The sequence below is a fragment of the Dechloromonas hortensis genome (genome assembly GCF_009469765.1).
Taxonomy (GTDB): Bacteria; Pseudomonadota; Gammaproteobacteria; order Burkholderiales; family Rhodocyclaceae; genus Azonexus; species Azonexus hortensis.
The window spans coordinates 26,828-52,872 of the sequence record NZ_SSSQ01000019.1 but is presented as its reverse complement, the minus strand read 5'-3'; the positions used below and the strand labels follow the sequence as shown (position 1 = coordinate 52,872).

Genomic DNA, 26,045 nt, shown 5'->3' with positions numbered 1-26,045 from the left:
GCGCAGGCAGCCGAGTTCCGCGAACTATGGTTCGAGTTCGAGGCTGCAAAAAGCGATGATGCAAAATTTGCGAAGGCCCTCGACCGTTTCCAACCGATGCTGCACAACGCCGCGACCGACGGCGGCACATGGGTGGAGTGTGAGGTGACGCTTGAGCAGATCAAGGCGCGCTGCCGGCAGCCGATCGAACGTGGCGCACCAGCGTTGTGGGATGCCGCTTTAGGGATGGCCGAAAATCACTATCACAAGCGCTCGGGTAATCCCCCCCCTTTTGAGCAACGGTCAGAAGTAGAGCGGGTTAAAAGTGCTGACTTCTGTTTCGGAGTAATGCCACCGAGCGCCATGTTGGGGCGCTCGTGATTGTAGATCCACATCCACTGGGTTGCATATTCCTGAACCTCGTCGATTGACTCGAACAGGTAGTGGCTGAGCCAGTCGTAGCGGACCGTCCGGCTGTAGCGTTCGATATAGGCATTCTGCTGCGGGTTACCGGGCTGGATGTGACCCAGCCGGATGCCTCTGTGTTCCGCCCAAGCGATGAAAGTCCCGCTGATGTATTCCGGGCCGTTGTCGCTGCGAATGACCTGCGGTTTGCCAGCGCTCTCAAGTAATAGATCTGTAACCCATCTTTCATAGTATCGGCTGTTTGGTGCCTTCCATGAAACGCGAATGCGATCTCAAGCCGCTACTTATTTGCCATCTGTTTTTAGCCTTGTAATACCGCTTTTCCTGTTCACTGGTTGCGCCAATCAATCGTTTCTCGATGGTATTGCCGCAATCGGTGATGGGCGGCGAGATGAGGGGGTGGCACGCCTTGAACAGGCCGCTCGCGAAAAGCCGCGAGATGCCGAGATCAAGGCAGCCCTGATCAACAATAAGTCGGCCGCCATCAACGATCATCTGGCCGAGGCCGATGCGCAGCGTGCGCGCGGCCAGTTCGATACGGCCGACGCGATCTACCGGCGTGTACTGGCACTCGATGGGCGCAATACGCGCGCCCTTCAGGGCATTGAACAAATCGCCGTCGACCGCCGCCATGCCTCGTTATTGGCCCAGGCCGAACAGATGCTGGCCAAGAACGACTTGTTGGGTGCCGAGCGCCTGGTGCGTACCGTGCGGGCGCAAAGCCCACGCAATGGCGAGGCAATTCGTTTGCAGACAACCATCGATCAACGGCGCGCCGACGAGTCCGGCGGCGTTGCCTCGGACGCGACGCGGGCGGCATTGAGCAAGCCAGTCGCGCTGGAATTCCGCGATGCCTCGCTGAAATCGGTCTTCGAGGTGCTATCCCGTTCTTCCGGGCTGAATTTCGTTTTCGACAAGGACGTCAGGGGCGATCTGAAGGTCACCATTTTCGTCCGCAACAGCCCGCTCGAAGACATCCTGCGCCTGATTCTCGGCACCAACCAGTTGGAAAAACGCCAACTCAACGACAACAGTTTCCTGATCTACCCGAATACGCCGGCCAAGGCCAGGGAATATCAGGAGCTGGTTGTGCGCAATTTCTATCTGGCCAATACCGACGTCAAGCAGGCGCAGACGCTGGTCAAGACGGTCGCCAAAAGCAAGGACGTGTTTGCCGACGAGAAGCTGAACCTGCTGATCGTCAAGGACACGCCGGAAGCCATGCGCCTGATCGAACGACTGATCGACTCGCTCGACCTGGCCGAGCCGGAAGTGATGCTGGAAGTCGAGGTGCTCGAGGTCAGCCGCAGCCGGCTCAACGAATTCGGCGTCGATTGGCCGGATTCGGTCGGCTACGGCTTGTTGCAGGACACTTTGACCACCACCACGGCGACGGCCGCCGGCTATACGACGACGGTGACGCCGGGCGGTACCTTGGCCAGCGGCTATGTCAATCTGCGCAATCGCTCCGCCTTGACCAGCTTTGTCGCCAATCCTGCCTTGACGCTGAACCTGAAGGGGCAGAACTCGGACACCAACGTGCTGGCCAACCCGCGCATCCGGGTCAAGAACCGCGAAAAGGCCAAGATCCATATCGGCGACAAACTGCCGGTGTTTACCACGACGGCCACCGCCAACGTCGGCGTCTCGGCCTCGGTCAATTATCTCGATGTCGGCCTCAAGCTCGATGTCGAACCGAATGTGACGCTCGATGACGAGGTGTCGATCAAGGTCGGGCTGGAAGTGAGCAGTGTCGTCAAGGAAATCACCGGCCCCTCCAATTCGCTGGCCTACCAGGTCGGTACGCGTAGCGCCAGCACCAGCCTGCGCTTGAAGAATGGCGAAACCCAGGTGCTGGCCGGCCTGATCAGCGATGAGGAGCGTAAGGCGACCAACCATCTGCCCGGCCTTGGCGAGATCCCGGTGCTCGGCCGTGCTTTCGGCAGCCACAAGGACACCTCGGTCAAGACCGAAATCATCCTGCTCATCACGCCGCGCATCGTCCGCAACATCCATCGTCCGGACTATGCTCAGCCGACCATTGCCTCGGGTACCGAGGCGGCTGTCGGGGCGCCGCCGTTGACCGTGCGCAGCCAGGGCGGTCGCGCCTTGAGCATGAGCGGGCGGAGCAGTAGCGGAGCCGCTCCGCCGCTTGCCCAGGCGCAGGCGGATGGCAGCGACAGCGAAGCACCGCCGGAAGCCGATGATCCGCCCATGCAGGTCGGCCAGCCGAACGCCGTGCCGAAAGGGGAGTAATGGGCGCGCAGGCCAGGCGCGGCTTTAGCCTGATCGAACTGGTGGTCACCGTGGCCATCGTTGGTGTTCTTGCGCTGGCCGCAACGCCCTTACTGGAAACAACGGTGCGGCGTCAGCAGGAGAGCGAGTTGCGCGCGGCGCTGCGCGAGATTCGCGGCGCCATCGACGCCTATCGGCAGGCGGCCGACGATGGAAAAATCGCCCGGAAAGCCGATGAAAGCGGCTATCCGGCCCGGCTGGAGGACTTGTACCAGGGCGTCGACAACCGCCAGGATCCCGGCAAGGGAAAACTCTACTTCCTGCGTCGCCTGCCGCGCGATCCGTTCAATCGGGAAGCCGGCCTGAGTGCCGCCCAGACCTGGGGCAAGCGCAGTTACGCCAGCCCGCCCGAAGCGCCGCGCGAAGGGGCGGACGTCTTCGATGTCTATTCCTTGTCCGAAGTGCGCGGCGCCAACGGCGTGCCTTACCGGGAATGGTGAGCATGCGCCGGCGGGGTTTCACCTTGATCGAACTGCTCGTGGTGATGGCGGTGATCGCCACCCTGCTGACCATCGCCGTGCCGCGCTATTTCCAGCACCTCGACCGGGCCAGGGAGGCGACCCTGCGCCAGTCGCTGGCCGTGATGCGCGACGCCATCGACAAGTTTCGCGCCGATACCGGCCACTATCCGGAAACACTCGATGATCTGGTCAATCGGCGCTACCTGCGGCGGGTGCCGCCGGACCCGATCACCGAGCGCAGCGATAGCTGGGTGCTCGTCAGCCCGCCCGATGAACCGGGACAGCGTAAGGTCTGGGACGTGCAGAGCGGGGCAGAAGGGCAGGGCAGCGATGGCAGCGAGTACCGGACGTGGTAGCTGATTGCTACGACCATAGAAGCAAGGGCTGGCCCCGGGGTGAACGCCAAAAAATGGCTAAAAATGAAATCGGCGTCACCTACCTTGGCTTGCTCTTTGCCGTTGCCCTCGGCAGCATCGCGCTGGCCGGGACCGGCGCCTTGTGGCAGATGGAAAGCCGGCGCGACAAGGAGAAGGAATTGCTGTTCATCGGTGAGGAATACCGGCGCGCCATCGCCAGCTATTACGACAATTCACCCGCTGACCCGCAGTATCCGGCCCGCTTGGCCGATCTTGTCCTCGATCCGCGTTTTCCGATGCCGGTGCGCCATTTGCGCCGGCTGTACAGCGACCCGCTGAGTTCCGACGGGCAATGGCAGTTGATCAGTCGCCAGGGGCGTATCGTCGGTATTGCCAGCCGTTCGCTGCAGGCACCGATCAAGATCGGCGATTTCCCCGCCGGGCAGGCGGATTTTGCGGGCGCCAGCCGCTATGCCGACTGGCAGTTCGTGCACAAGGGCGGGGCCAGCCGGCGCCGGATCAGCGCGGACGAGAACGATCGCTGAGCCTGTCGTAGTGGGCGAGCACGAGCGGTACGTAGCGCTGTGTCTCGCCGTAGGGCGGGATCCGGCGACCGTGGCGCAGGACTGCATTTTCGCCAGCGTTGTAGGCGGCCAGCGCCAACTCTACATTGTTGTCGAACATGGCCAGCAGGTCACGCAGGTAGTGGGCGCCGGCCCGGATGTTGCCCGCCGGATCGTCGGGCCGGGCCAGGCCGTAGCGGCGGGCGGTGGCCGGCATCAACTGCATCAGGCCGGTTGCCCCCTTAGGCGAAACGATGCGTTCCCGGTAGCCGGACTCGACTGAAATGACGGCATGCAGCAAGGCCGCATCGACCCCGCTGCTGCGGCTGGCGGCATGGATCTCCTGATGAAAGGGGCGCTGCGCGAAGGGCAGGGCGAAGACGCCGCGCGGGACGCGCAGGGCAGCCGTCGCCGGGGCCAGACGATCCCGTAGCAACAGCCGATAGCGCGGATCATCCGGTACGTTGCTGAAGCGCTCGACGCCATCGTCGCCCAGGTAGCCGTAGATGCTTCCGTTGGCGGTTGCCGACAGCGGGGCGAGCAGGGACAGCAGCAGGAGAATCTGATGGGGCGTGGGCATGGAAAGGCCAGATTAATGCCGCTGTGTTACAGCTTCTTGAACATGCCTTTGTCACTTCCCTGTAACGTGGCCGCCATAGCATCGCTTGTCTTGTCCATGCTCCAGCACAACCCGTGGCGTTTTCCTTCCGTTCGCAACTTCCTGCTATCCAGCGTGGTTTCACGCTACTCGAACTGCTCGTCGTGATGGTCATCATCGGCTTGCTGGCCGGCTATGTCGGACCGAAGTATTTCGCCCAGATCGGCAAGTCCGAAGTGAAGGCGGCGCGTGCCCAGATCGATGCGCTGGAAAAGGCCCTCGATCACTACCGTCTCGATGTCGGGCGCTATCCAAACGGTGAACAGGGGCTGGCGGCCTTGAACAAGCGTCCGGCCAGCGAAAGCCGCTGGAAAGGCCCCTATCTGCGCAAGGAAGTGCCGGCCGATCCGTGGGGCGGCGCCTATCAGTATGCGCAGCCCGGCGAGCACGGCGAGTTCGACCTTTTTTCCCTGGGCAAGGACGGCAAGCCCGGCGGCGAAGGCGAGGCTGCCGATATCGGCAACTGGTGAGCAGCGGCCGAATGGAATTCGATGTGGTCGCCGTCCTGCCCGGGCAAAAGCTCAGCCGCCTGCGCGTGGCGGCCGACAGTGCGGCAGCCTTGCCACAGGCGCCGGCGCTGCAAGGAGCGGTGATCGTTTCTTCCGTGGCGGTTGGCCGGATCGCCGGCCAGCGCGCCGGAAAATTCCAGTTGCCGATGTTCACCAGGCAGTTGCTCTCCCTGCTTGAGGCCGGGCTGAATGTCGTCGAGGGGCTGGAAACGCTGGCCGAACAGGATCATGGCGGCACCTTCGGCGAGGTGCTGAACGGCCTGCTCGCTTCGCTGCGCCAGGGTTTGTCGCTCTCGCAGGCGCTGCAGCACTATCCAGCGATTTTCCCGGAACTCTACATCGCTACCGTCAAGGCCAGCGAACGGACGGGGGACATGCCGGAGGCCTTGCGCCGCTACATCGCCTTCGATGAAAAGTTGCGCGAACTGAAAAAGAAACTGCTCGGCGCGGCGATCTATCCCATCCTGCTGCTGATCGTCGGCGGCCTGGTTACCTTTTTCCTGCTCGGCTTTGTCGTGCCCCGCTTCGCGCTGGTCTTTGCCGATAGTGGCCGGCAACCGGAAGGGTTGTCGGCGCTGTTGTTCATCTGGGGCGGCTTCGTCAATCAGCATGCCGCCGCTCTGCTACTGGGCTGTGCGCTGGCGGCCGGGGCGATGAGCGGCCTGCTGTCGCTGCCCGCCGTTCGCGCCGGATTTGGGCGCTTGCTGTGGCGTTTGCCCGCCATCGGCGAACGCCTGCGCATCGTTTACCTGGCCCGTTTCTACCGCACGGTCGGCATGCTGTTGCGGGCCGGCATACCGCTACGCTCCAGTCTGTTGATGGTCGGCGACATCCTGCCCGGGGCGCTGCGCGCCGGGCTGACGCAGACAGTCGGCGATATCGAGCAGGGCCTGGCGTTTTCCGATGCGGCGCAACGCGGTGGCTTGAGTACGCCGATCGCCCGGCGGATGATCGCCGTCGGTGAAAAAAGCGGCCAACTGGGCAGCATGCTGGAGTCGATTGCGGCTTTCTACGACGAGGAGATCGGTCGTCTGGTCGATACCTTCAGTCGCCTGTTCGAGCCGCTGCTGATGACTGGCATAGGCGCCGTCATTGGCGGCATCGTGTTGCTGCTCTACATGCCGATCTTCGAACTGGCCGGGAATTTCCAATGAATTCGCCCAACGACCTGATACGGCGTGATGCCTTGCTCGCCACGGCCCGGCAACTGGCAGCGGGCGGAGGATTGCCGGCCGTGCTTGGCGGGCTGCAGGCCGACCATGGTATGGACGAAAGCACAGCGGCCGATTTGGCCGCCGCCGCCTTTGGCATCCAGGCCGTGCGCCTGGGCGACTTGCCGGAGCAGGCGCTGGCGCTCTCACTGGCCTCGTTTGCCGACTACGTGCGACGCCAGGTGTTGCTCCTCGAGGTCGGTGAGGGCTGCCTTGCGGTGACCGCCAACCCCTTTGACGCCAGCCTGCGCGACTGGCTGGAAGGTCTGCTGCCGCTGGCCTGTCGGGTCGATTGGCGGCTCGCCCCGAACTCGGTCGTCACCGCCTACCTGGCCCGCGAAGAGGCGAGGGTCCGGACCCTGGACGCCGGTTTCTCCAGTGCTTCCGTCGTCGCGACCAGTGAAGGCGGTGGCGAGAAGCTGTCGTTGCAGAGCATTGCCGAGGAGGGCAGCACCATCGTCCGCCTGCTGCGGTCGACGCTGCACGACGGCCTGAAATCGGGCGCCAGCGACATTCATGTCGAGGCCGGCCAGCGTGGGTTGAGCATCAAGTACCGCATCGACGGCGTGCTCAATTTTGCCAGCGCCATCGATGGCAGCGATACCGCCGAACAGCTGATTTCGCGGATCAAGGTGCTCTCCGAACTCGACATCGCCGAACGTCGCGTGCCGCAGGACGGCCGTTTCAAGGTCAATTGGCAGGAGCGCGAGATCGACATCCGGGTCTCGATCATGCCCAGTATCTGGGGCGAGGATGCCGTGCTGCGCGTGCTCGACAAGCAGGCACTGAGCGACCGCCTGGAGGGCCTGCGCCTCGACGTCATGGGTTTCGACGGCGAAACCATGCACCGTATCCGCCGCCTGTCGGCCGAGCCCTACGGCATGCTGCTGGTCACCGGGCCGACCGGCAGCGGCAAGACGACGACGCTCTATGCCGCGTTGTCGGAGATCAACCGGGGCGAAGACAAGATCATCACCATCGAGGATCCGGTCGAGTACCAGTTGTCCGGCGTGCTACAGATACCGGTGAACGAGAAGAAGGGCCTCAGTTTCGCGCGCGGTCTGCGTTCCATCCTGCGCCACGACCCGGACAAGATCATGGTCGGCGAAATCCGCGATCCGGAAACGGCGCAGATCGCCGTACAGGCGGCACTGACCGGCCACCTGGTATTCACCACGGTGCATGCCAACAATGTTTTCGATGTGATCGGCCGCTTTCTGCACATGCAGGTCGATCCCTACAACCTGGTCTCGGCCCTCAATGGTGTCGTCGCGCAGCGCCTGATCCGCGTGTTGTGCCCGGCCTGTGCCGTGCCGAGCACACCGGAAGCCGGGCAGTTGGCCGATGCCGAAATCGACATCCGGCCCGGGGAGGACTGGCGGTTCAGGAAGTCCGTTGGCTGCGGGGCCTGTCGCGGCACCGGCTATCGCGGACGGCGGGCGATCGCCGAATTGCTGGCCCTCGATGACGAAATCCGCGAACTGATTCTCGCCCGGGCCCCGATCCGCCAGTTGAAGGAAGCGGCCCGGCGCGGCGGCACCCGTTCGCTGCGTGAATCGGCGCTGGATCTGGTGAGGGCCGGGGTGACCAGCCTGGAGGAGGCGAACCGTGTCACCTTCGTGGCTTGAAAACCTGACCCTGTTCATCCATCCGGCCGGCGTGACGCTTGAGCGCCGGGCCTGGCGCGGGGCGAGCGAAACGCACGCGATGCCGGTTCCGCTGCCGAGCGCCGAACAGCCTTCATGGCAGCCGGCGGTGGCCGGGGCACAGGCGCTACTGGCCAGCCACGCTCGCCCGGGAAACAGCCTGCGCGTAGTGCTTGCCGACCAGTTCGTGCGCTACGCGGTGTTGCCGTGGAGCGAAACGATCATGGGCCAAGGTGCCCGGCTGGCGATGGCGCGTGCCTTGTTGCGTCATACGCTGAGTGAAGCGGCCGACCGCCTCGACATCGCGCTCGACCGTGGCGTCTTCGGCCGCAACGGGGTGGCGGCAGGGCTGCCGCAAGAATTGCTGCTGGCTTTGCGCCAGGCCGCCCAGGCCGCCAAATTGCGCCTGAGCAGTATCCAGCCGCGCCTCAATGCCGAACTGGCAGCCGGTCGGGCGACCCTGAACGATGGCTATATCGTGCTGCCGGATGAAGGCTGGCTGACCCTGCTCGGCGTCCGGCAGGGGAGTCCCTGCCTGCTGCGCAACCATCGCTCCGCCGGGCCAGCCAGCGATGAACTGCCGGGCCTGCTGGCGGCCGAGTCGTCGGCCGTTGAGGTCAGAAAACTGCAGGTCTTCAGCCAGCAGCAATGGCCGCAGACGCTGGGCGACTGGCAGGTCGAATGTCGCCTGCCGCTGATCAATCGGGCGGCGCATGCGTGACCTGGGCCTGGACTTTCAGCCGCGCCGCGCCGGATTGTTGCCGCTAGTCCTGCTGCTGGCTGGTGCCTTGCTCGCTGCCGATGCGTGGCTCGATGCCCATCGTCTTAGCCAGCAGCAAGAAGAAATCGAGGCGCAGTTGCGCCAGGCGCAGCGGCGGGCCGACCGCTTGGCACGCGATGGCAAGACAGCTGATGGGCCGGCCCTGAACGCCGAGCAGGACAAGGCGCTACGGCAAGCTGCAGCAGCCATCGCGATTGACTGGGAAGCGCTCTATCGCCATATCGACCAGGCCACCCAGGAAGATGTAGCCTTGCTCGCCATCGTGCCCAATGCGGCTGGCAAATCGCTGCAGATTACCGGCGAGGCGCGCAACCTGCCGGCCACCCTGGCCTTTGTCGAAGCCCTGCGCCGTCCACCGCTGGCCCAGGCCACGCTGTTGTCCCACAAGATCAAGACCGAAGACGGGCAGCGCCCCGTCGTCTTCGAAATTAGCGCAACATGGAAGCTTCCGCTTTGAATACGCTCCTGGCCCGTGCCCGCTTTGCCCTGGTCAATCCGAATTGGCTGCTGCTGGCCGGCAGCCTGCTTGTCCTGCTGGCCGCCACGACCCATCTGCTTCTGCTGCCCGGGCGGGAAGCCGCCATCGCCGCCGGTGAACGCCGTTTGGCTCAGCTTGAGCGCAACACCCGGCGCCTGCAGATCGAGCATCAATCCGCCCCGGAGCAAGGGCGTCCGCAGCTGCTCCAACGCTTTCCCGACGAGAGCCGCCTGCCGGGCGAACTGGGTCGGCTGCTCAATCTGGCCGAAAGTGGCGGCTTGCAATTCAGCGCCGGCGAATATCGCCTGGTTGCGGGCAAGGAAAAGCTGCTTGACCGCTATGTGGTGAGCCTGCCGGTGCTCGGTGACTACCGGGAAATACGCCAGTTCCTGCTGACCTTGCGGGACGAGTTTCCGAACCTGGCCATCGAGGATGTCAGCCTGCGTCGCGACAGCATTGGTGCCGGTGAAATTGAGGCACAACTGCGCCTGGTCATCTTCATCCGTCGGGCGGAAGTGCTGTGAAGCCGCGCCAGCGCTGGGCCATCCTCGGCGCTCTGCTCGTCGTGACGGTGGCGGCCGCACTACTGGTTGAGGACGAAGAAGGGGCCGTTCCTGCCATCGAGGCGGCAGCCCAGCATCATCCGCTCGAAGTGGCGTCGGTGGCGTACCCGCCAACGCTTGAACCCCTGGCCCAAGCACCAAAACCGGAGGGCATGGCCAGCGAGGAAACAGAGGCTGTCATCGATCCCTTCCGGCGCAAGAGCTGGTATGTCGCGCCGCCTCCACCTCCGCCTCCCAAGCCCACGGCACCGCCACTGCCTTTCCAGTACCTCGGGCAGTTGCATGAGGATAGCGAGCAGCGTGTTTTCATCAACCATCAGGGGCGGCATCTGGTCATCAAGGCGGGCGATCTGATCGGCGGGATATACGCGGTGGAAACGGTGACAGCCGGGCAGGTTGTCTTCATCTATCTGCCGCTTCGGGAAAAACAGGTCTTGCCGACTGGCATGCTCTAGGCCCGGCGTTATCTTGCAATAGCCGTGTAATGCAGGATGACTAAGGTGTTTGCTGGATCAACCCACCTAGCGGAGAACCAGCATGATGAATGCCGAAAAAGTGATTGCGGCCCACAAGGCCCAGCTGTCTGCATTGCACGAGATGACCAGCAAAGCGCTGGTCACTGTCGAGAAGATTGCCCTGTTGAATCTGGAAACCTCGAAGAACTCCCTGGAGCACCATCACGAGCATGCCCACTCGCTGCTCAGCAGCAAGGACGTCAAGGAGTTGTCGAAGCTGCACAACAACGCCCTGCAGGACCTGGCCGAAAAGGCGGCCGCCTACAACCACGGCCTGTTCGGAATCGCCGTTGGTCTGGGCAACGAGTTCGGCGAACTGATCGAGACGCAGATGGCTGACGCGCAAAAGCAGTTCGTCGCCGCGGTCGAAGCAACGATGAAGAACGTGCCGCAGGGCGCCGAGCCGGTCGTGGAAGCGGTCAAGAGCGCGCTGAGCACCGCCAGCGAGGCGATGGATTCGGTGCAGAATGTCGTCAAGCAAGCCGCCGAATCGACCCAGGCAAAGCTGGTCGCTTTGTCCGAGAGCACCGTCAAGGCTGCCAAAGCCAGCAAGGCCAGGGCGGAGATGTCGGTCGACCAGGTCGCCTGATTTGGTTCACCGGAAAGCAACAGGCCCTGGGGCGTTATCGCCACAGGGCCTGTTTTCATTGGTGGCGGTCAGCCAACCCGAATCGACGTCTCAGTGCGCGTGGTGATGACCATCTTGTTGCATGACACGGGCGACGAAGGGATCGCTTTCCATGTCGCCAAAGTCGGATGCATCGATCTTGCCGTAGCTGGCGATGCGTTCATCGGTGGCACGCGGCCAGGCGGCCGGGGCCTCGGTGTGGATTTCCTTCAGGCTGAGTTCCATGCGTTGCTGCGGCCCGACGATCTGCAGGCGGGCCGGCAAGCGGGCCTGTTCCAGCCACCACAATTCGATCTTCTGGCCATTCAGCGTGCCGCTGTAGCGCACGGCCTTCTGGCCGAATTGCACCTTGCTCGGGCCGCGCTTCAGCGATTCGAGCAATTCGGGCGAAACGACTGAAGCCAGCTTGACCCAGTCAGGCTGGGCATTGCGCGTGCGAATCTCGCCCGGTGTGTATTCGACGACACGCTGATCGCGGTGGAAGACGCGACGGTAGCTGTAATCGTCCTTGCCCTGGCGCTCCCAGATATTGTTCTGGCCGGTGGCCAGGTCGGCGGTCTCGACCGCATCGGCATCGCGCCACAGATACCACTCGGTACGCAGCTTGTTGTTGCTCAGATCGAAGCGGGCGGCCAGCGGCTTGAGCGGCTGGCTGACGGCGGATGAGGCGCTGACCGCCGGTTGATGTTCGTGATGCGCTTCGTGGGCATGGGCGCTGGCCATAAGGCTCAGGCAGCCCAAAATCACTGTTTTTTTCAGGTTCACCGCAGCTTCCTCTTTAAATGCAGCGAGCGCCCCGCAGGGCGCTCATGTTTCAAGCCCCGGGCAGCCGGCTGACAGCCGCCCGGGGTTGTGATCAGAAGCCGAAGGCTTCCTTCATCACGTGGTAGATCCAGTTCTGTTCCATGCTGCCGCGGACCAGATAGGACTTCGGACCGGTGGCGTAGATGGCGACATCTTCACCGGCATGGGTTTCCGAGCCCATCGGCACGACGGCTTGCTGCAGGTAGTTCAGGGCCGTTGTATCGACGCTGCTCAGGTCGTTGCTGCGCGGATTGCCGGCAGCGCCCGGGCCATTCTGGTAACCCAACGTGGTGTAAGGCATGCCGTCACCAGCCTTGGTCGGCGTCGGGGCATTGCCATCGACGGCCGGCACTTCCTTGCTCAGGCCGAGGATGTCGTTGCCGCGATGCGGGTAGCCGGCGATGGTGAACACGTGGCTGTGGTCGGCGGTGACGATGATCAGCGTCTCGCGCGGATCGGTCATCTCGTAGGCCTTCTTGATTGCCTTGGCGAACTCGACGGTGTCGAGCAGGGCGCGCTTGGCATTTCCGGCGTGGTGGGCGTGGTCGATACGGCCAGCCTCGACGTGCAGGAAGAAGCCGCGCTTGTTGCTGTCGAGCATGTCGATGGCCTTGGCGGTCATCTCGGTCAGCGACGGCTCCTTGGCGGTGTCGTTGGCACGGTCGGCCTCGTACTCCATGTGCGAACGCTCGAACAGGCCGAGCAGGTGGCTGGTATTGGCCGGGGTGGTGGCATCGAAGCCGGCCTGGTCGAAGACGAACTTGGCGTTGGCGCCACGGGTGCTCACCCATTCGGCCGTCAAGTCGCGGCCATCGGTCCGCAGGCCCTTCTTGGTGGTGTCTTCCGGATCGAACTGGGTGTTCGGGCGGAAATATTCACGGCCACCGCCCAGCGCGACTTTCAGGCTCTTGGCAACGGTCGGCGATACTTCGATCAACTGACGGGCAATGTCCTTGACCGGCTTGGCGACGCCGGCACAGGCAGCGGCAACCTGGCCATTGTGTTCCCAGTCGCGCACGGCGGTGTGGGCGTAGGTGGCAGCAGGGGTGGCATGCGTGATGCGGGCGGTGGAAACGACACCGGTCGCCTTGCCGGCGGCAGCGGCCTGTTCGAGGATGGTCGGCAGGCTGTTGGCGGCGATCTTGGCGGCATCGCATTCGCCGCGGGCGGTCAGGTGGTTGACCGAGAGCATGCCTTCACGCGCCTTGTAGCCGGTGACCATGGCGGTCATCGTCGGGGCGGAGTCGGAAGTCTGCTGGTCCCAGGAGTAGGTCTTGGAGAGAGCCAGATTCGGGAAGTTTTCGAAGGACAGGCGGTTTTCCTCGCCCGGCTTGCCGTTCAACTGGCCTTCCAGAATGCGGGCGGCGGTTACGGTCGAAACGCCCATGCCGTCACCGACGAACAGGATGACGTTCTTGGCGTGGCGATGGTTGTCGACGATCCGCTCGCTGTGGCGGATGAAGTGATGCCCCTGCTTGTACCAGTCCTGGACCGATTCAGGTCCCTGGACGACGGGTTCGGCGGCGAAGGCGGGCAGGGTGCCGGCGGAGACGGCGAGGGCAACGGCCGAAACGATGGCCTTGCGAGTAAGCTTGTGCATTGACGGGACTCCTTGTTGGGATTGGGGGCTGTCGGTGCTGCAACCTTGGGCTGGTTTTTATTGCCTTGGTCGCTTTAGCAAGAAGCATCGTAGCCGCGAAATATTGCGCCGGCATGTCACGGAAATTTCAGCGTCATCGGCTCGATGTGGTCATTGTTCTGCAATGGTCATGTCATCCAGGTTTCGTACGCTGACTGACCCATTCCGCTATTCCATCACTACAAGGGCTCCTCCACATGAAGAAAAGCACACTTGTTCTGGCCTTGGTTACCGCGCTGCTGCCGACCACCCTTCTCGCCGATAACCCGCATATCAGCTTCAGCAAGCAATGGACTTACAAGCATGGCGTGACCGCCGGCCAGGTTTCGGAAATCCCCGCCTTCGACAAGCGTACGAATACGCTCTGGGTTGCAGGTGTGGTCGGCGTCGACGTGCTTGATGCCAAGACCGGCAGGCTGCTCGAACATATCGATACGAGCACCCACGGTTCGGTTAACAGCGTCGCCCTCAAGCACGGCCTGGCTGCCTTCGCCGTCGAATCGACAAGCCGTACCAGCCCGGGTGTCGTGCTCTTCTACGATACCAGGACCCGTCTGCCGAGCGCCGGCATCAATACGCTCGAAGTTGGCGCCTTGCCCGACATGCTGACCTTTACCCCGGATGGTTCGCGCCTGCTGGTCGCGAACGAAGCGACGCCGAGCGTCTATGGTGCCCGCATCGGAACGACGATTCCCTATGTCTATGGCACTGCGGGCAACGACCCGGCGGGCAGTGTCAGCATCATTGACGTGGCCTCGCGCAGCGTCGTTGCGACGGCTGGCTTCAAGGGCGTGGCAACCTCGGGCGCCAATCTGCGCACAACGACCGGCATGGATTTCGAGCCTGAATACATCGCTGTCAATGAAGATGGCACCAAGGCTTTCGTTACCCTGCAGGAAGCAAATGGCATGGCGGTGCTCGACCTGAGGACCAATGAATTCACCCAGGTCATCGGGCTTGGCGCCAAGGACTTCAGCCTGCCGGGCAATCAGATCGATCCGCTCAATGAAGGCACGATTTCCTTCGGTTCGCACAAGGTCAAGGGCCTCTATATGCCGGATGGCATCGCTGCCTACGAGTGGAAGGGCAAGACCTATCTGGTGATGGCCAACGAAGGCGATTTCCGCGAAGACGACAAGGATCGCTCCGCTGCCAGCACCTTTGGCGCTGTTGTCCCGCTCGACAAACTTCGTGTTTCCAACGCCGACTCCTCGGCCAGCGAACTCTATGCGGCTGGCGCCCGTTCCTTCTCGATTCGCGATGAAACGGGCCGACTGGTCTACGACAGTGGCGACATTCTGGACAAGAAGGCTGCCGAACTCGGCATCTACGATGACGGTCGCAGCCGCGACAAGGGCGTCGAACCGGAAGGTGTCGCATTACTTGACATCGGTGGCCGTACCTATGCGTTTGTCGGTCTGGAGCGCACGACGAAAAGCGCGGTTGCCGTGTTTGACGTCACTGTCCCGCACAAGGCGTCCTACGTTGACATGATCGTTACCGATGGCGACGTCGCCCCCGAGGGATTGAGCGCGTTCCACTATCGTGGTGAGTTCTATCTGGCCATCGCCAATGAGGTATCCAATACCACGTCGCTTTATCGAATCGATCGTCTTCCCGGTCATCACCATAAACGCTGAACGATTAAATGCAGGCCGAGGAGCGAGGAAAATTTTGCTCCTCGGCCATTGCCGTCATTCAGTGTTCTGGCTGACTCAGACAGCGATGTCTCCGATAGGCAGCACTCGACTGACAAACTGTGTGTAAATATGCGCAGCCGTCAATTCGTCACCGATCTGGAAGTCGGGCGAACTGAATGTAGAACAATATGACAATTAACGTTATGCATAAGAGGAAGAGGTTGCGTTCTCGAATTCAAGTCGTTCAGAAGTTTCTGTGGGCAATTTACTTCACGCCATTGGGAGTAAAACTTCCTCTTTTCGACCGATTGATCTAATTTTTCGTCCCGGTCGAACCGTACGAGGAGTACGTGACCAAGTTCAACAAGGCCTCGATCGAACTCATGATGATCGCCCCGACCGTGAACAGCGTCGACTCACTGCCGACGAGAAGGCGCAACTGGCCTTCGTGACAAAATTCCGCGAGCTCATGCGGCTGAAGAACGTACTGACGACCTCCGCCGGGTTCAAAGATGCCGACGATTAAGCAGCTTTTGATTCCGGCAGGGTCAGATTCGGGCTGGAGCCCACTGCGTCTTTCAGACAACCACTGGCATGAAAGGTCACGACCCGGCGGGCCGTAATCGGGATCTCTTCGCCCGTCTTGGGGTTGCGACCCGGGCGCTCAGGCTTGTTGCGCATGTTGAATACGCCGAAACCAGCCAGCTTCACTTCCTCCCCGCACTCCAGGCAGTCTGAGATTTCCTTGAAGAACGCCTCGACCATTTCCTTCGATTCACGCTGATTGAGGCCAACTTTTTCAGACAAAGTCTCGGCGAGGTCAGCTTTGGTGATGGTCATGAGTAAACGGCAGCTTACGATGGTCGAGATTTTACTCGACCAATCACAGAACCCTGCGTCCTTAGCGGCACTTGAGGTGATCGTTGTTGTTTTGGCGCTGAGTCAGAACGAGCGTCCAGACAACGATAACGATGGGTATGGCAAGGGGAAACACGGTTGTATGGGAAACCCAACATTGTATAGAGGAGGATTCATGTTTGTCGCCAAACTTTCAGTTTAGACAAATTAATATGGTGATATTAACGATACTTTTAGCGTACTGATATTTACATTGCACAACCATAACTTTGTTGATAGGATAAGTTAGAGGTAGGAAAATGGATAACTTTCGCCGGACTAAAAGTTATGAATCTCGTTGAATTGGGCCAAGCCTTTCGGGAAGCCCGACTGCAAAGCCGCCAGCCATAAAAGGATGTCTCGGCCAAAACGGGCGCGAGTGTGACCACGATCTCCCAATTCGAAAACGGCATGCTGACAGATTTGGGGAGCGTTCGGCTCCTGGCACTACTGGAACAGGTCGGGCTCGAACTGAGCACCCATCACCGCACGCAGCACAGGACGCTCGACGATGTCGCCCAAGAGCTCAATGCAGGATCGGCAGCCTCCGATGTGAGTGGCCAGCCTCGACAAGTCACCGTCAAACAGCCCCAGCGAGTCCGCGCGCGCAAAGTGAAGGGGATTTGATGCGTCTCGATGTTTATGTTTGCGACACCCTGGTTGGCCAACTCACGCCGATAAGCGATGGCGGGTTTGCCTTCACCTATCGGCCCGATACTGATCCGAATCACTTTGTCTCACTGACAATGCCGGTACCCCAAGGTAAGCCTTCGTAGAACGCCTGAATCGTCGCGTATGCCGAATCAAAGTCAGGCAACTCGTCATCTATTTCGTTGGCAAGGCTGTGATAATCCGCCATAGCCATCTCGCGTACTAGCGAGTTGGCCATCGACGTTTGCATGGCAGCTATCTCTCGGGCCTTACAGGAATCAATCAATTGTCTAAGCAGACGTGTCTTTTCATGGGCACTAAGCTTGGCGCAGCGAGTTAGCAGCATGTGGATGTCGAAGACATCCTGACGACGTGTTCGGTTACGTACCGGTTGCTGCAATAGTGATCGGTATTTCTCGGCCAGAAGGTTGGTGAGACTGTAGGCCTTCAATTGCTCGCCGTCCTCAAGAGCCAGAATTTCGACATCTAATACAGCTTCGTCGAAGCTGTAGTCGATCTGGACCTTCGTGCTCGACTGCTTTGCCTGCAGTCTCCTGAGATGGGATGCATTGCTTCGTGGAGCATACCCGATGCTGATCTGCAAAGTAGGGAAGCTAGGATTGGGCGACTTGGGATTGAGCTTTGCATTCTGGCGTAAACACATGGTGTCATAAGCCAGGTGGTCATTTGCCCAGACAAGTTGCGCATCAAGCTCTTGCAGCAATGAATCCTCATCAGCTTGGCGATGTTTTTCTAGGGTTGAAAAATCGATGTCCCGGGTAAAGCGAGTACTGTCATATCGAATAGCCATGAGTAACCCACCCTTCATGACCATTCTGGAACTCAAATCGGACGACGTGCCAATCGCCGTTAGAATAATGTGCACCGCCTCGCGAAACCCACGCTGCTCGTCCGGGGATGTGGCGACCCATTGCTCCAAGCTCAATTCCTGTATCAGATCATTCATCGTAGCCTGCTAACGAAGGAACGTTGATCGAAAGCTTCCAGCGTTCAGAATATTCGGGAGCGTATTCCACTTCGGGATCCAGCTTTCGAGATCCCCCCCTCTGTGCAAATCTAGTCCAGCTTTCTACAACCAAGTCCTTAACACCACAAACTTCCGTCAGTAGATAGCCAGCTCGTACCTTGTCAATAGCCTTGCCGTGTCGTTCATATTCATCTGTGATCAGACGAAGATATTGCTTGGCATTATTGGAAAAGATGTCGATAACGTGCTGAATCCCGCCGCACAACTGCGGCTCGCGAGTCATTTCAAGAAATACCCGCCCGATAGTGGCAACTCGCATGTTGCTTCCGCTCACATGCTTGAACGCCCCTAGTTGTGATCGCTCTTGAAAATGTAGGCTCATAGCTCCAATCTTCGAAAGCTTGGGGCGTACGAGTTTAGGCAAGCGGCTGATCAGGTATTCGTCGTAATTTGCACCCAGATCGCGCCGCATTTTTTCCTCAGCCTGCCGTCTCCACTCCCCAGCAGGCGGTTTCGTGAGATATAGAATTTTGGGGAAACGGTCGGTAAGACCGTGATACTCCATCGCGCTCAAATGGGAAACATAAGCGAATGGATCCAGGGCGCATGCGATTTGCTGAGCTGATGCAGTTGAGTGTCCAATGAGTTGATAGGCGGTAGCCGTTCCACCCAGAGAAAGCGGAACAAATATTCTCAGTCTTTTCAAATGATCAATAACAGGATCGAGAAGGTCGCTACGCTTTTCAGCGTGCGCAGATAACTTGAGAAAGAGGACCTTGCCGAGTTCGTACTCAGAAATGACAGGCAGCCCAGTCGCGGCAAGCGCTTCAATAAGTTTGCCGATGTCGGATTCTGATAATATTGAAATTTTCATTATAGATTACGATGCGTCCTTAGGACGCATCGTAATCTATAATTCATAAGCTAGTCAATAAATATTGAAATCGCCATCTTGCATTTCGTTTGCTGCTGGCAGTACAATGCGTCCTAAGGACGCATTGTACTGCCAGCATATGAGGCCGTGGCTCATGAGCGATCTACGGTGGCATCCAATCCTCACGCCAAATCCGCAATAGGAAATCATTTGGGCTCGATCATTCACCGAGCCTTGAATGTCGGACGTTATGCCTCGGTAAGCTGAACCCAGGAATGTCCCAGCCTGATACTAGCCATCCAGAGTGTCATGTTCAGAGGATTTCCTCGATTTCCCAGAATGAGCAGAATGAACCCTTCCATGGCTCCATCGAAGGCCTTGAGATACGCTTGTGCAGTCTCTCGGTCTTGCTCGGAAGGCATGGGGCAAGCTTCTGGATGGGTGTGCCACAGGCCAACAGCATGTCGCCCCAGAGCAAATTGGGTGTGGCGGTCCTGGGTGGCCGTGCGGAGGTTGGGTACAAAACCGCAGCGTGTACTCCGATCTTCCTTGTAAGGACCGGTTCCCAGAGAGATTCTAACCGTAGCCTGCTCGGGGGTAGGGCTGAACAACTGTCCGCCAGCCTCCCGCTGCCAAGGTCCGCACTGCGCGTAGCGATAGATATGTTCAAGCACAGTGGCCTCCAGCAGAATCTCTCCTCGGCTATCCGGCAATATGAATCGCCGCTCATCCATGCCATGCTCGCTGCAGAGAAACCCCATCAAAAGGTGCTGCTTTCTCGGCCCACGGCCGGTATGCAAGGTTGACGTAGTGGTCATCCAGGAATTTACGGCCACGCACCCAGCTGCGGATGACTGGCACATTGATTTTGTCGTCGAGTAACGCGAGCGCGCCTTCTGCAATCAATGCCACCGCATATGCAGCAGCAGAAGGTGTGTAACTTTGGAAGGTACTGCTGCACGCGGGTTCCTGCTGAATCACTGCGTCCGGCCAGTCGATTGCCTCGAGGGATCGCATCGGATCGATAGTGCTCTGTAGCCAGGAACTACCGAGCGGCAGTAGGCAGGCATGGGCCGCTGCCGCATACGGCTCCATCCAGCCGACCAGGAGCGGACAGGATGCAGTACGACGGGCCGCTTCGCAACTGCTGCGAACAGCGGGCTCCCCAGTCAGGTCGAGGACCAAATCGATATCGTCTAGGTGGTTTTTTGTGAACCACGTCTGCGCCGTATAGGGGAAAACCTTGATTTCGGTGGAAGGCCAACCGCGAGCCAGCTGTCTCCCTAGGGCTCCGGCCTTGCTGTAATCAATGGCATTGGCTCCCAAGACATGTCGTCCGATGTTTGCTGTGGCCAATTGCTCGGGATCAACCAACGTTAGCTCTCCAACTCCAGCCTTCGTCAGCTGCTCTGCCAGCGGACTGCCCAGGGCTCCGGCACCTAAAATCAGCACGCGCTTGCGCTGGCGTAGAGTGATCTCCGGATGTTGGTCACGTCCACAAATCCAGGCAGGGTCCATCCGTTCAACCGGCAACGGCACCATACGTTGCGTCGGGTAGGCTCTTACCGTAATTCCTCTGCGTACCACGGTGGGCGGGCCTCCGGTGAGTAGAAAGCCAAAACTGCAGGTTGGGGCACGGAGCAATACAATGCGATGCATCTTCCGGCCGCGTCTGCCTGTGGCGGAGAGAAACTGTAGGGCATGTTGCCGACCGAAGCGTGACTGAAGTAGACGCTCCAACTGTCGTTGCGTTTGTGGCCAGGTGTGGGGTGTCAGCGCATGGGAAATGGGAATGTCGGCGACAAGGACTCGCGTTACTTGCTCTTTCTCCTGACGAAGCGCCGTAACCGTCCGTTGCGTCAGTGCCGCATTCACCCCCGCGATCACTACACGACGGATAGAAAGATGCTGCGCATCGTAAATACGGGGATGGGACTGGCGCTCATCCAGCGTATAGAGGAATTTAACCGCATCGTTGGGGGAGCGATGACGCTTGCACTGGATAGACCAGTAATTCAGTGCTTCCTTCGCAAAATCTCCGTCCAGCAACCCAGTACACCAGGGGCGCAGGAATTTTTCGTCAAACGCCTGCAGCAATTCTTCGATTCGATCCGCGGCCTCCGCGCCACTCAATGGCCCAGGGTCTCCTTCGATGCAAAGCCTGCCATCAAATTCGACATGAGGAATCCTGAGAATGGCGTCCGGAGAGAACTGGATACGCGCGTTCGCTGTTACCGGAAATTCAGGCGGAAGTACTAACCAGGCCGCGTTAAACGAACGATCCTTATGCAAGCAAGGCAGAACTAAAGGAAAGCGTCGCGCCCCGTACTGCCCGCCAGCGATTTCCGGCTGCAATGCCGGGTGCGTGGCAAGGTAGTTGTCGAGAGAAGCTGTCAATACGAAGACCTTGTGCTAGGCAAGTCCCTTAGTGGCCGGTGGGGTATAGACCCGTTTCGGTGCTTGCACTGCCAGGCCGAGACCAGAATTGGTGCCCGAAGTAGAAGCGCCGGTAGTTCCGAAGGTGGCGCGGATTTTATCGGTCAAAAGGCGCTCATCGGTTTCGTTGAGAATCTCCTTCAGATCGTCAATTAACAGCTCGCACCACGCATCAAAGGTCGCCTTACGCTCAGGATTTTCGTTCCAGCGTTCAGCGAAGTTTTCCCCTTCGACGGTGGGGTTGGCGATCCAATAGCCATCTTGACGAATCTCGATCATTCCCGGCATCAATTCGGCGAGGTCGGCCAGCAATTTGATTGGATGCGCATAGCGACTTCCATTATCAGCGAGGCCTTCATAGCATTGGGTGAGCAGGGTGACAATGATCACAGAGATCGGTTTCAGGTCACCGTCAATCAGGCCCTTGCGAGCTGCCATGTCCCGATGCCGTTTGAGAAGGCGGATAGCCACGCGGAGCGTATCGCTCAGGGGCACTTCCTGCTCTGGAACTGGGATAATGCTGTCGGATGCCAGGACAGCACGCTTTTCCAGAAGAACAGAGACGAGAAGCGGTCGTTTAGCCTGGTCGGCGACCCACTGCGTGAAGCCGGCGGGGTTAGATGTCTTCCATTGCTTGGATGGCGTATCGACAACAGCCAGAGCACTTTCGCGGTAACGATCGGTAGTCCGGTAGCGGATATGGCTCGCGATCTGAGCCGGAATTTTATCGAGAGGCACCGAAGGCGTGAATTCAATGTAGTAGCTTCGATTCGCGAACTCGATCCGCCAGCAACGTTTCTTGGCGCAAGCATCCCAATCCCCAAGAGCTTCACCAATTTGTTCGAAAAAGCGCATCGGGTCACGTGCCTCGATGCGGGAAATATCAACTTGGCAGACTGCATCGATATCGAATTTTGAGCGATCCGGAGCACGAATTAGGGTGCGGGTACTAGCAGATCCTTGCGGATGGACCTGAATGGCGTCCCTTGGCCAGTGTAGTTGTTCGACGAGGTGGTCGGCGAGCTTATGGTAATCATCCGAGGCCCCTTCAATTTCGACAGAATCTACCGTGATGTGTCGATTGACTGCATCCAGTTCGCGCACCACGAGGCCGAGGGAAGATTGTGTATCAAGGGCGCTGTCGGCGGACAGCACTGCCAACGTCTCTCGCAGCACACGTTTTTGCCGATTCGCTTGAGCAATCGCAACCTGAGCACCATATTTGGTCATAGCCATGAAAAATCCTTAGCGTAAGGGAATGGTTTTGGCAGGGTCTTCGCCGGTCGTACTGACTTGCTGCCCTTCAATCTTAAAGGCCGGCAGGAATGTCGATGCCCCGTCCGGCCGATCATAGAGTTGATAAACCGGGTGATGTCCCGGCTGCAACAACTGGCCGAACCGGAAAAGTGAGCTTGCCGGTGAAACGCCGATCAGATGAACGCGTTGCGGCCGAATCGTGTCGTGGATCAAGCGTACTGCCTGCCGAGCGCATTCCGTGAACTGGGCCAGATCATCCGGGTGGCGAATGCATTGCGGCCCCGGAGATGCATGTGTTATCCGAATCCAGGGTATGCGACTTTCTGCAACCTCCGCAGCCAGTGCGCTGGGTAAAGTGCGTGGATCAATCTGTGCAGTCAACTCCAGAGAGAGCAGTACCGTGTCAGCTGGGCCGGAGGAAGTATTTTCCAACCGAATCGTTCCCACCGGGGATGGCCTTGCCGTTGGATTCCAGCGCCAGCACTTGAGATCGCGGTCGTATTGAAAAACCTCAATCGGCCGCGCCTCACCCAGGATACGACCGGCAAGTACCAGAACGGGAACCAGATGCAGCGGAAAAATCGCCAGAACCTCTGGTTCCCCCTGCGGGATCGTAGATGGCCGATTGCCGGTTTTAAGCATGAGGTCGAGAATATCGGTCTCATGTTCGTGCAACAGGTGGTACCAGAAGTTAGGGCGGGCTCGATCGTCCCGCTGTAGGCGACGGATTGCATGCAAGACATTCGGTAAAGGCCCCAGTCGGCGGCTGAGCACGCTGCCTTGAAGTTCGCTAGTCGCGATATTGGTAGGTACGTTCGCCAAGTTGGCGAGCAAGGTTATCAACTGAGTTCGTGGGTAAGAAAGGCCTGCTAGCAGTTGATTCACGCGCTGCTCATGTTCCGTACGCATTTCAAGCAAGACATGCGTCGGGTGCTCGCTTTCTGCAATCCGATCGATCAGCCGATGGTGTTCGTCACACATCAGCATGATGTTTTCCGGATCATTCGAAAGGGCATGAGAATCACCGTTGCCCCGAGGACCGTCCGGATCGGATGCGACGATGTGTGCGAGATAGGCTGCGCGGGCCGATTGCGTTGTCAGGGAAGTGCGTCCGACATCCTTGCCACACCCTCGATACATACAACGACCCCCTGCTGCATGCCAGACCTGATTGGCCGTGGGTACAGAGATCGCCTGCCCCCGCCCTTGTCCAAATAACGTTTCACGTTGCCTGTACCAGGCGGCGACGTCCTCAACGGTGGCATTGAGCAGCGGCCAAGTGGCGTCTGGGGATTCGTTGCTTTCCAGAGACTCGATAGATCGTTCGATTCGTTTCAGTCTTCCGGCTCTGGCAATCCGCTTTAGCTGTACAACCGAGCTTTTTCCAGGGTTTGCGGGATGGACTGAGGCATCTGTTGTCCCGACTTCAAAGACCAGACAACGGTGATGGGCATGAGCATATGCAACAGTACGATGATCTTGAAGGCGCATCGCGAGCCAAGTATTTAGTTCGGCATCGTCCAGCGTTTGATTTTCAATTCGTGTGCTATTTGGTATGGGGAGCAGGAAGGCTGACATTGACAATCTGTAAGCGAACAGAGGGGGTCGGATAGAGTCCAAAATTATTGATGAAGAACTGCAGAGATCGTGGTTCCCGCTGTTGGGGAATGGAATCACAGTTTAAGTATTGAGTCTTATCGGCAAGCAATCCTATCAGCATAACGACAGATGTATTTTTCTTCAAAGAAATCTGACTGGAGTAGGCCACCCAGGGAGCGATGGTCGAAGTTCGCCCGCACCGATACCCGTGATAATCGCTATACCGTCTCTCAATCTTGGACCTAGTTATGTCACTCAAATCCTATCTTCGGCAGCTTGTGCTGACCCCTGCGGAGCAGCAGGCCCTCGCGTTTACGCAAGCATGGCTTCGGCCCGCTGAGAATCTTTACACCCGAAACGGACGCTGGAACCCGGCAGAACCGGGCGGCCACATGACTATCACTTGGGGAACCAAACCGCCTTTGGGTTGGCTCGAAGATGTGCGCCAGCAAGGCCCCCGCATCACTATTAACCATATCGCGGTTGCCACGGAGTTCGTCGGCTACAGCTATGCCCGCCGTCTTGCGCATTCCTTCGGGCAGGCAGTTAAACAGCATGCAGGCGTAACTGAGATCCTGTTCACGGAGTACAAGCAATCTACGCTGCCTGGCTACCCGGCATTCTTCGCCAAGCTAGGCGCTACGCAGATGCCCTCAGCGACCAAGGGGTTTGAGTGGCTTTGGACTATTCCTTAGCCAGCCTTGGCTGGATGCCTGTGACACCTGGCCAAACGCGTGATGGAGCCGGCTCCCTCCGCTTCACCTTCTCCGCGCCCGCCGAAAATTTAGGCAAACAACCCCGAGGCCTTGCTACACCTCGCTGCGAGACCAGCTCAATCCCCGGAAATCCCGTCGTTATCCAGAGACTTTGTGGAAAAGCAGGAAAGGCGCTATACAGATTGCATCCTCTCCGGCGGATGCGTGTCCTCAGTGCCCTTGGCACTTTCCCGGCTGGCACACCTCTCGTGTCAGCCGGCTTTTCGCTTGCAGGCCAACAAAGCACATGCGCATAATGCGAGCCCTGCTGCGGTGTCGCAGCGCACATATCAATGCCGTTGTCCGCTGACTATCAAATCACATTTCCCCAAGCCGAGGCCTTTTTCGCCGACTGGCACCGACTGTCAATTCCGGTCGAATCCGCAGCTCCCATCGACAGCACAGCCTTAAGCGAATTCGCCCACGCATTTGCAGCTCACTACCCGGCTTACTGTCAGCGTGGCCTGCTCACGAATGTGTGGCAGATAGCCCGCGTTGGCCGTGATGAGCTACGGAATAGTCAGATTCTGGCGTGGATACTGGACTGCAATGGTAATCACGGTCACCAATCGCGCATTTTGGAGCGGTTCGTGGAACTTACGAACTCGATGGCAGAGCGCTCTGGGAGAACCATCGAGCCCATCCCCGTCACCGAGGTTGCCCAAGGAAGGTAACCTACGGACATTCGATGCCGTGATTGGGCGCCACCTGACGTTTACTACACTGCCCCTTGTGCACAACCAGTACGGCCAGGTGGCCAGTTGGTCCGAACTCAATGATTTCCAGGCTCTAGTCTCTCCGGTGCCAGAACCACCAATGCCGGCCCTGATGCTGCTGGGACTAGCGATGATCGGCGGCATCCATGCTCGCCGAAAGTCCCAAGCAGAGTAGCCTCGAACGACACATATCGCACACCCGGCCCACCTCTCGCCATCCAACCACCTCCCAACTCGACAAAACCACCATTTAGTTCGCCACTATTTTTCGCTCTAACCCGGTGATACCGTTTGCTTTTAACGGGTATCCGGAAATTGTTGTGGGCTTTGACTGCTACAACGCACAAACAAAGGGGTAAGCGTGAAAGTTTTTTTGGATGACGAACGCGCCACTCCAGAAGGTTGGGTGCGGACATTTTGGCCAGAAGAGGCCATTGCACTGCTCAATACTGGGCAGGTAACGGAGTTGTCGCTCGATCATGATCTGGGCGACGATGCGCACGGCACAGGCTACACGGTTTTGTTGTGGCAGGAAGAGCAGGTGATAGTCCATGGCATGTTGCCTCCGATTATCCACGTGCACTCGGCGAACTCGTCCGCCCGGCTGAAAATGGATGCGGCTATCGCGGCCATCAATCGCCACGCTGGCAATTGTTCGGCGGAGCACCGCTAGTCGTTACACATATAGAAATCCGGACACCCCTTTTTAACGCTTGTCGT

The 26,045-nt window shown here is 59.3% G+C and carries 31 protein-coding genes and 1 pseudogene; 21 read left to right on the top strand and 11 right to left on the bottom strand.

Annotation, left to right across the window (positions count from 1 at the left end):
* A partial coding sequence (locus GH663_RS21305) for an HD domain-containing protein (protein WP_246181662.1) occupies positions 1-360 on the top strand: 360 nt, incomplete at its 5' end.
* Here the strand turns inward: GH663_RS21305 and GH663_RS20150 are convergent.
* A pseudogene (locus GH663_RS20150) lies at positions 243-671 on the bottom strand (integrase core domain-containing protein); the annotation flags it as partial. The gene GH663_RS21305 and the pseudogene GH663_RS20150 sit on opposite strands and share 118 nt — an antisense overlap.
* A gap of 133 nt (positions 672-804) precedes the next feature.
* Here GH663_RS20150 and GH663_RS20145 point away from each other — a divergent pair.
* The 4 genes from GH663_RS20145 to GH663_RS20130 are packed head-to-tail and all read left to right on the top strand — an operon-like array spanning position 805 to position 4,062.
* Complete coding sequence (locus GH663_RS20145) at positions 805-2,661, top strand: secretin GspD/PilQ domain-containing protein (RefSeq protein ID WP_246181661.1); 1,857 nt, start codon at positions 805-807, stop codon at positions 2,659-2,661.
* Positions 2,661-3,140, top strand: coding sequence for a type II secretion system protein (locus tag GH663_RS20140; protein WP_153133378.1), 480 nt, complete (start codon positions 2,661-2,663; stop codon positions 3,138-3,140). The genes GH663_RS20145 and GH663_RS20140 overlap by 1 nt, the downstream gene beginning before the upstream one ends.
* 2 nt (positions 3,141-3,142) lie before the next feature.
* The gene (locus tag GH663_RS20135) at positions 3,143-3,517 is read left to right on the top strand and encodes a type II secretion system protein (RefSeq protein WP_153133377.1); all 375 of its coding nucleotides are present in this window, start codon (positions 3,143-3,145) and stop codon (positions 3,515-3,517) included.
* Between the two features lie 53 nt (positions 3,518-3,570).
* Entirely contained in the window at positions 3,571-4,062 is a 492-nt protein-coding gene (locus tag GH663_RS20130; RefSeq protein WP_153133376.1) for a type II secretion system protein, read from the top strand.
* On the opposite strand, the gene GH663_RS20125 is transcribed toward GH663_RS20130, so the two are convergent.
* A complete protein-coding gene (locus GH663_RS20125) occupies positions 4,037-4,660 on the bottom strand; it encodes a lytic transglycosylase domain-containing protein (protein WP_153133375.1) in 624 nt (207 codons plus the stop codon). The genes GH663_RS20130 and GH663_RS20125 overlap by 26 nt on opposite strands.
* A 113-nt stretch (positions 4,661-4,773) precedes the next feature.
* On the opposite strand from GH663_RS20125, the gene gspG reads away from it, so the two are divergent.
* The 8 genes from gspG (at position 4,774) to GH663_RS20085 (ending at position 11,030) form a co-directional block, all read left to right on the top strand.
* A complete protein-coding gene (gspG, locus tag GH663_RS20120; protein WP_153133374.1) occupies positions 4,774-5,208 on the top strand; it encodes a type II secretion system major pseudopilin GspG in 435 nt (144 codons plus the stop codon).
* Positions 5,209-5,219: 11 nt separating this feature from the next.
* On the top strand, positions 5,220-6,401 hold the full coding sequence (locus GH663_RS20115; RefSeq protein ID WP_153133373.1) for a type II secretion system F family protein: 1,182 nt from the start codon (positions 5,220-5,222) through the stop codon (positions 6,399-6,401).
* The gene (locus tag GH663_RS20110; RefSeq protein ID WP_153133372.1) at positions 6,398-8,086 is read left to right on the top strand and encodes a GspE/PulE family protein; all 1,689 of its coding nucleotides are present in this window, start codon (positions 6,398-6,400) and stop codon (positions 8,084-8,086) included. Before GH663_RS20115 ends, GH663_RS20110 begins: the two co-directional genes overlap by 4 nt.
* Positions 8,067-8,825, top strand: a complete 759-nt coding sequence (locus GH663_RS20105) for a hypothetical protein (RefSeq protein ID WP_153133371.1) — start codon at positions 8,067-8,069, stop codon at positions 8,823-8,825. The genes GH663_RS20110 and GH663_RS20105 overlap by 20 nt, the downstream gene beginning before the upstream one ends.
* Positions 8,818-9,342 carry a hypothetical protein gene (locus tag GH663_RS20100; protein WP_153133370.1) on the top strand — a complete coding sequence of 175 codons (525 nt, stop codon included), beginning with the start codon at positions 8,818-8,820 and terminating at the stop codon, positions 9,340-9,342. The genes GH663_RS20105 and GH663_RS20100 overlap by 8 nt, the downstream gene beginning before the upstream one ends.
* A complete protein-coding gene (locus tag GH663_RS20095) occupies positions 9,339-9,887 on the top strand; it encodes a hypothetical protein (protein ID WP_153133369.1) in 549 nt (182 codons plus the stop codon). Before GH663_RS20100 ends, GH663_RS20095 begins: the two co-directional genes overlap by 4 nt.
* Complete coding sequence (locus tag GH663_RS20090) at positions 9,884-10,381, top strand: hypothetical protein (protein WP_153133368.1); 498 nt, start codon at positions 9,884-9,886, stop codon at positions 10,379-10,381. The genes GH663_RS20095 and GH663_RS20090 overlap by 4 nt, the downstream gene beginning before the upstream one ends.
* 82 nt (positions 10,382-10,463) lie before the next feature.
* Positions 10,464-11,030: a phasin family protein gene (locus GH663_RS20085; RefSeq protein ID WP_153133367.1), complete on the top strand. Its 567-nt coding sequence runs from the start codon at positions 10,464-10,466 to the stop codon at positions 11,028-11,030.
* A gap of 90 nt (positions 11,031-11,120) precedes the next feature.
* Here GH663_RS20085 and GH663_RS20080 read toward each other — a convergent pair whose 3' ends face one another.
* Together GH663_RS20080 and GH663_RS20075 are read right to left on the bottom strand one after the other, a co-directional pair.
* Positions 11,121-11,834 (bottom strand): hypothetical protein, encoded by a 714-nt coding sequence (locus GH663_RS20080; protein ID WP_153133366.1) that lies wholly within the window; start codon positions 11,832-11,834, stop codon positions 11,121-11,123.
* Between the two features lie 91 nt (positions 11,835-11,925).
* Positions 11,926-13,473 (bottom strand): alkaline phosphatase family protein, encoded by a 1,548-nt coding sequence (locus GH663_RS20075; protein ID WP_153133365.1) that lies wholly within the window; start codon positions 13,471-13,473, stop codon positions 11,926-11,928.
* Between the two features lie 236 nt (positions 13,474-13,709).
* Here GH663_RS20075 and GH663_RS20070 point away from each other — a divergent pair, with 236 nt between their 5' ends.
* Positions 13,710-15,152: a choice-of-anchor I family protein gene (locus tag GH663_RS20070; protein ID WP_153133364.1), complete on the top strand. Its 1,443-nt coding sequence runs from the start codon at positions 13,710-13,712 to the stop codon at positions 15,150-15,152.
* Between the two features lie 350 nt (positions 15,153-15,502).
* Positions 15,503-15,604: a hypothetical protein gene (locus GH663_RS21520; protein WP_500683397.1), complete on the top strand. Its 102-nt coding sequence runs from the start codon at positions 15,503-15,505 to the stop codon at positions 15,602-15,604.
* 70 nt (positions 15,605-15,674) lie between these two features.
* On the opposite strand, the gene GH663_RS20065 is transcribed toward GH663_RS21520, so the two are convergent.
* Positions 15,675-15,992, bottom strand: a complete 318-nt coding sequence (locus GH663_RS20065; RefSeq protein WP_153133363.1) for an integration host factor subunit alpha — start codon at positions 15,990-15,992, stop codon at positions 15,675-15,677.
* On the opposite strand from GH663_RS20065, the gene GH663_RS20060 reads away from it, so the two are divergent.
* The gene (locus GH663_RS20060) at positions 15,991-16,212 is read left to right on the top strand and encodes a hypothetical protein (RefSeq protein WP_153133362.1); all 222 of its coding nucleotides are present in this window, start codon (positions 15,991-15,993) and stop codon (positions 16,210-16,212) included. The two genes, GH663_RS20065 and GH663_RS20060, sit on opposite strands and share 2 nt — an antisense overlap.
* A gap of 218 nt (positions 16,213-16,430) precedes the next feature.
* Complete coding sequence (locus GH663_RS20055; RefSeq protein WP_153133361.1) at positions 16,431-16,676, top strand: hypothetical protein; 246 nt, start codon at positions 16,431-16,433, stop codon at positions 16,674-16,676.
* Between the two features lie 100 nt (positions 16,677-16,776).
* Here the strand turns inward: GH663_RS20055 and GH663_RS20050 are convergent, their stop codons facing one another.
* The 6 genes from GH663_RS20050 to GH663_RS20025 form a co-directional block, all read right to left on the bottom strand.
* On the bottom strand, positions 16,777-17,667 hold the full coding sequence (locus GH663_RS20050; protein ID WP_153133360.1) for a nucleotidyl transferase AbiEii/AbiGii toxin family protein: 891 nt from the start codon (positions 17,665-17,667) through the stop codon (positions 16,777-16,779).
* The gene (locus tag GH663_RS20045; protein ID WP_153133359.1) at positions 17,660-18,562 is read right to left on the bottom strand and encodes a hypothetical protein; all 903 of its coding nucleotides are present in this window, start codon (positions 18,560-18,562) and stop codon (positions 17,660-17,662) included. Before GH663_RS20045 ends, GH663_RS20050 begins: the two co-directional genes overlap by 8 nt.
* Positions 18,563-18,810: 248 nt before the next feature.
* Positions 18,811-19,296 (bottom strand): Mov34/MPN/PAD-1 family protein, encoded by a 486-nt coding sequence (locus GH663_RS21485; protein WP_170291467.1) that lies wholly within the window; start codon positions 19,294-19,296, stop codon positions 18,811-18,813.
* Positions 19,289-20,959 carry a ThiF family adenylyltransferase gene (locus GH663_RS21300; RefSeq protein ID WP_246181660.1) on the bottom strand — a complete coding sequence of 557 codons (1,671 nt, stop codon included), beginning with the start codon at positions 20,957-20,959 and terminating at the stop codon, positions 19,289-19,291. Before GH663_RS21300 ends, GH663_RS21485 begins: the two co-directional genes overlap by 8 nt.
* Positions 20,960-20,974: 15 nt before the next feature.
* Positions 20,975-22,234, bottom strand: coding sequence for a nucleotidyltransferase domain-containing protein (locus tag GH663_RS20030; protein ID WP_153133357.1), 1,260 nt, complete (start codon positions 22,232-22,234; stop codon positions 20,975-20,977).
* Positions 22,235-22,243: 9 nt separating this feature from the next.
* Positions 22,244-23,833 carry an SAVED domain-containing protein gene (locus GH663_RS20025; protein WP_153133356.1) on the bottom strand — a complete coding sequence of 530 codons (1,590 nt, stop codon included), beginning with the start codon at positions 23,831-23,833 and terminating at the stop codon, positions 22,244-22,246.
* A 269-nt stretch (positions 23,834-24,102) separates the two neighbouring features.
* Here GH663_RS20025 and GH663_RS20020 point away from each other — a divergent pair, with 269 nt between their 5' ends.
* The 4 genes from GH663_RS20020 to GH663_RS20005 all read left to right on the top strand — a co-directional run bounded on the left by GH663_RS20020 (position 24,103) and on the right by GH663_RS20005 (position 25,998).
* Positions 24,103-24,549, top strand: a complete 447-nt coding sequence (locus tag GH663_RS20020; protein WP_153133355.1) for a hypothetical protein — start codon at positions 24,103-24,105, stop codon at positions 24,547-24,549.
* A gap of 353 nt (positions 24,550-24,902) precedes the next feature.
* Positions 24,903-25,283, top strand: coding sequence for a PD-(D/E)XK nuclease family protein (locus GH663_RS21480; RefSeq protein ID WP_153133354.1), 381 nt, complete (start codon positions 24,903-24,905; stop codon positions 25,281-25,283).
* A 19-nt stretch (positions 25,284-25,302) separates the two neighbouring features.
* Positions 25,303-25,500, top strand: coding sequence for a PEP-CTERM sorting domain-containing protein (locus GH663_RS21475; protein ID WP_369334275.1), 198 nt, complete (start codon positions 25,303-25,305; stop codon positions 25,498-25,500).
* Positions 25,501-25,686: 186 nt separating this feature from the next.
* Positions 25,687-25,998 carry a cyclic-phosphate processing receiver domain-containing protein gene (locus GH663_RS20005; RefSeq protein WP_153133352.1) on the top strand — a complete coding sequence of 104 codons (312 nt, stop codon included), beginning with the start codon at positions 25,687-25,689 and terminating at the stop codon, positions 25,996-25,998.
* Positions 25,999-26,045 lie beyond the last annotated feature (47 nt).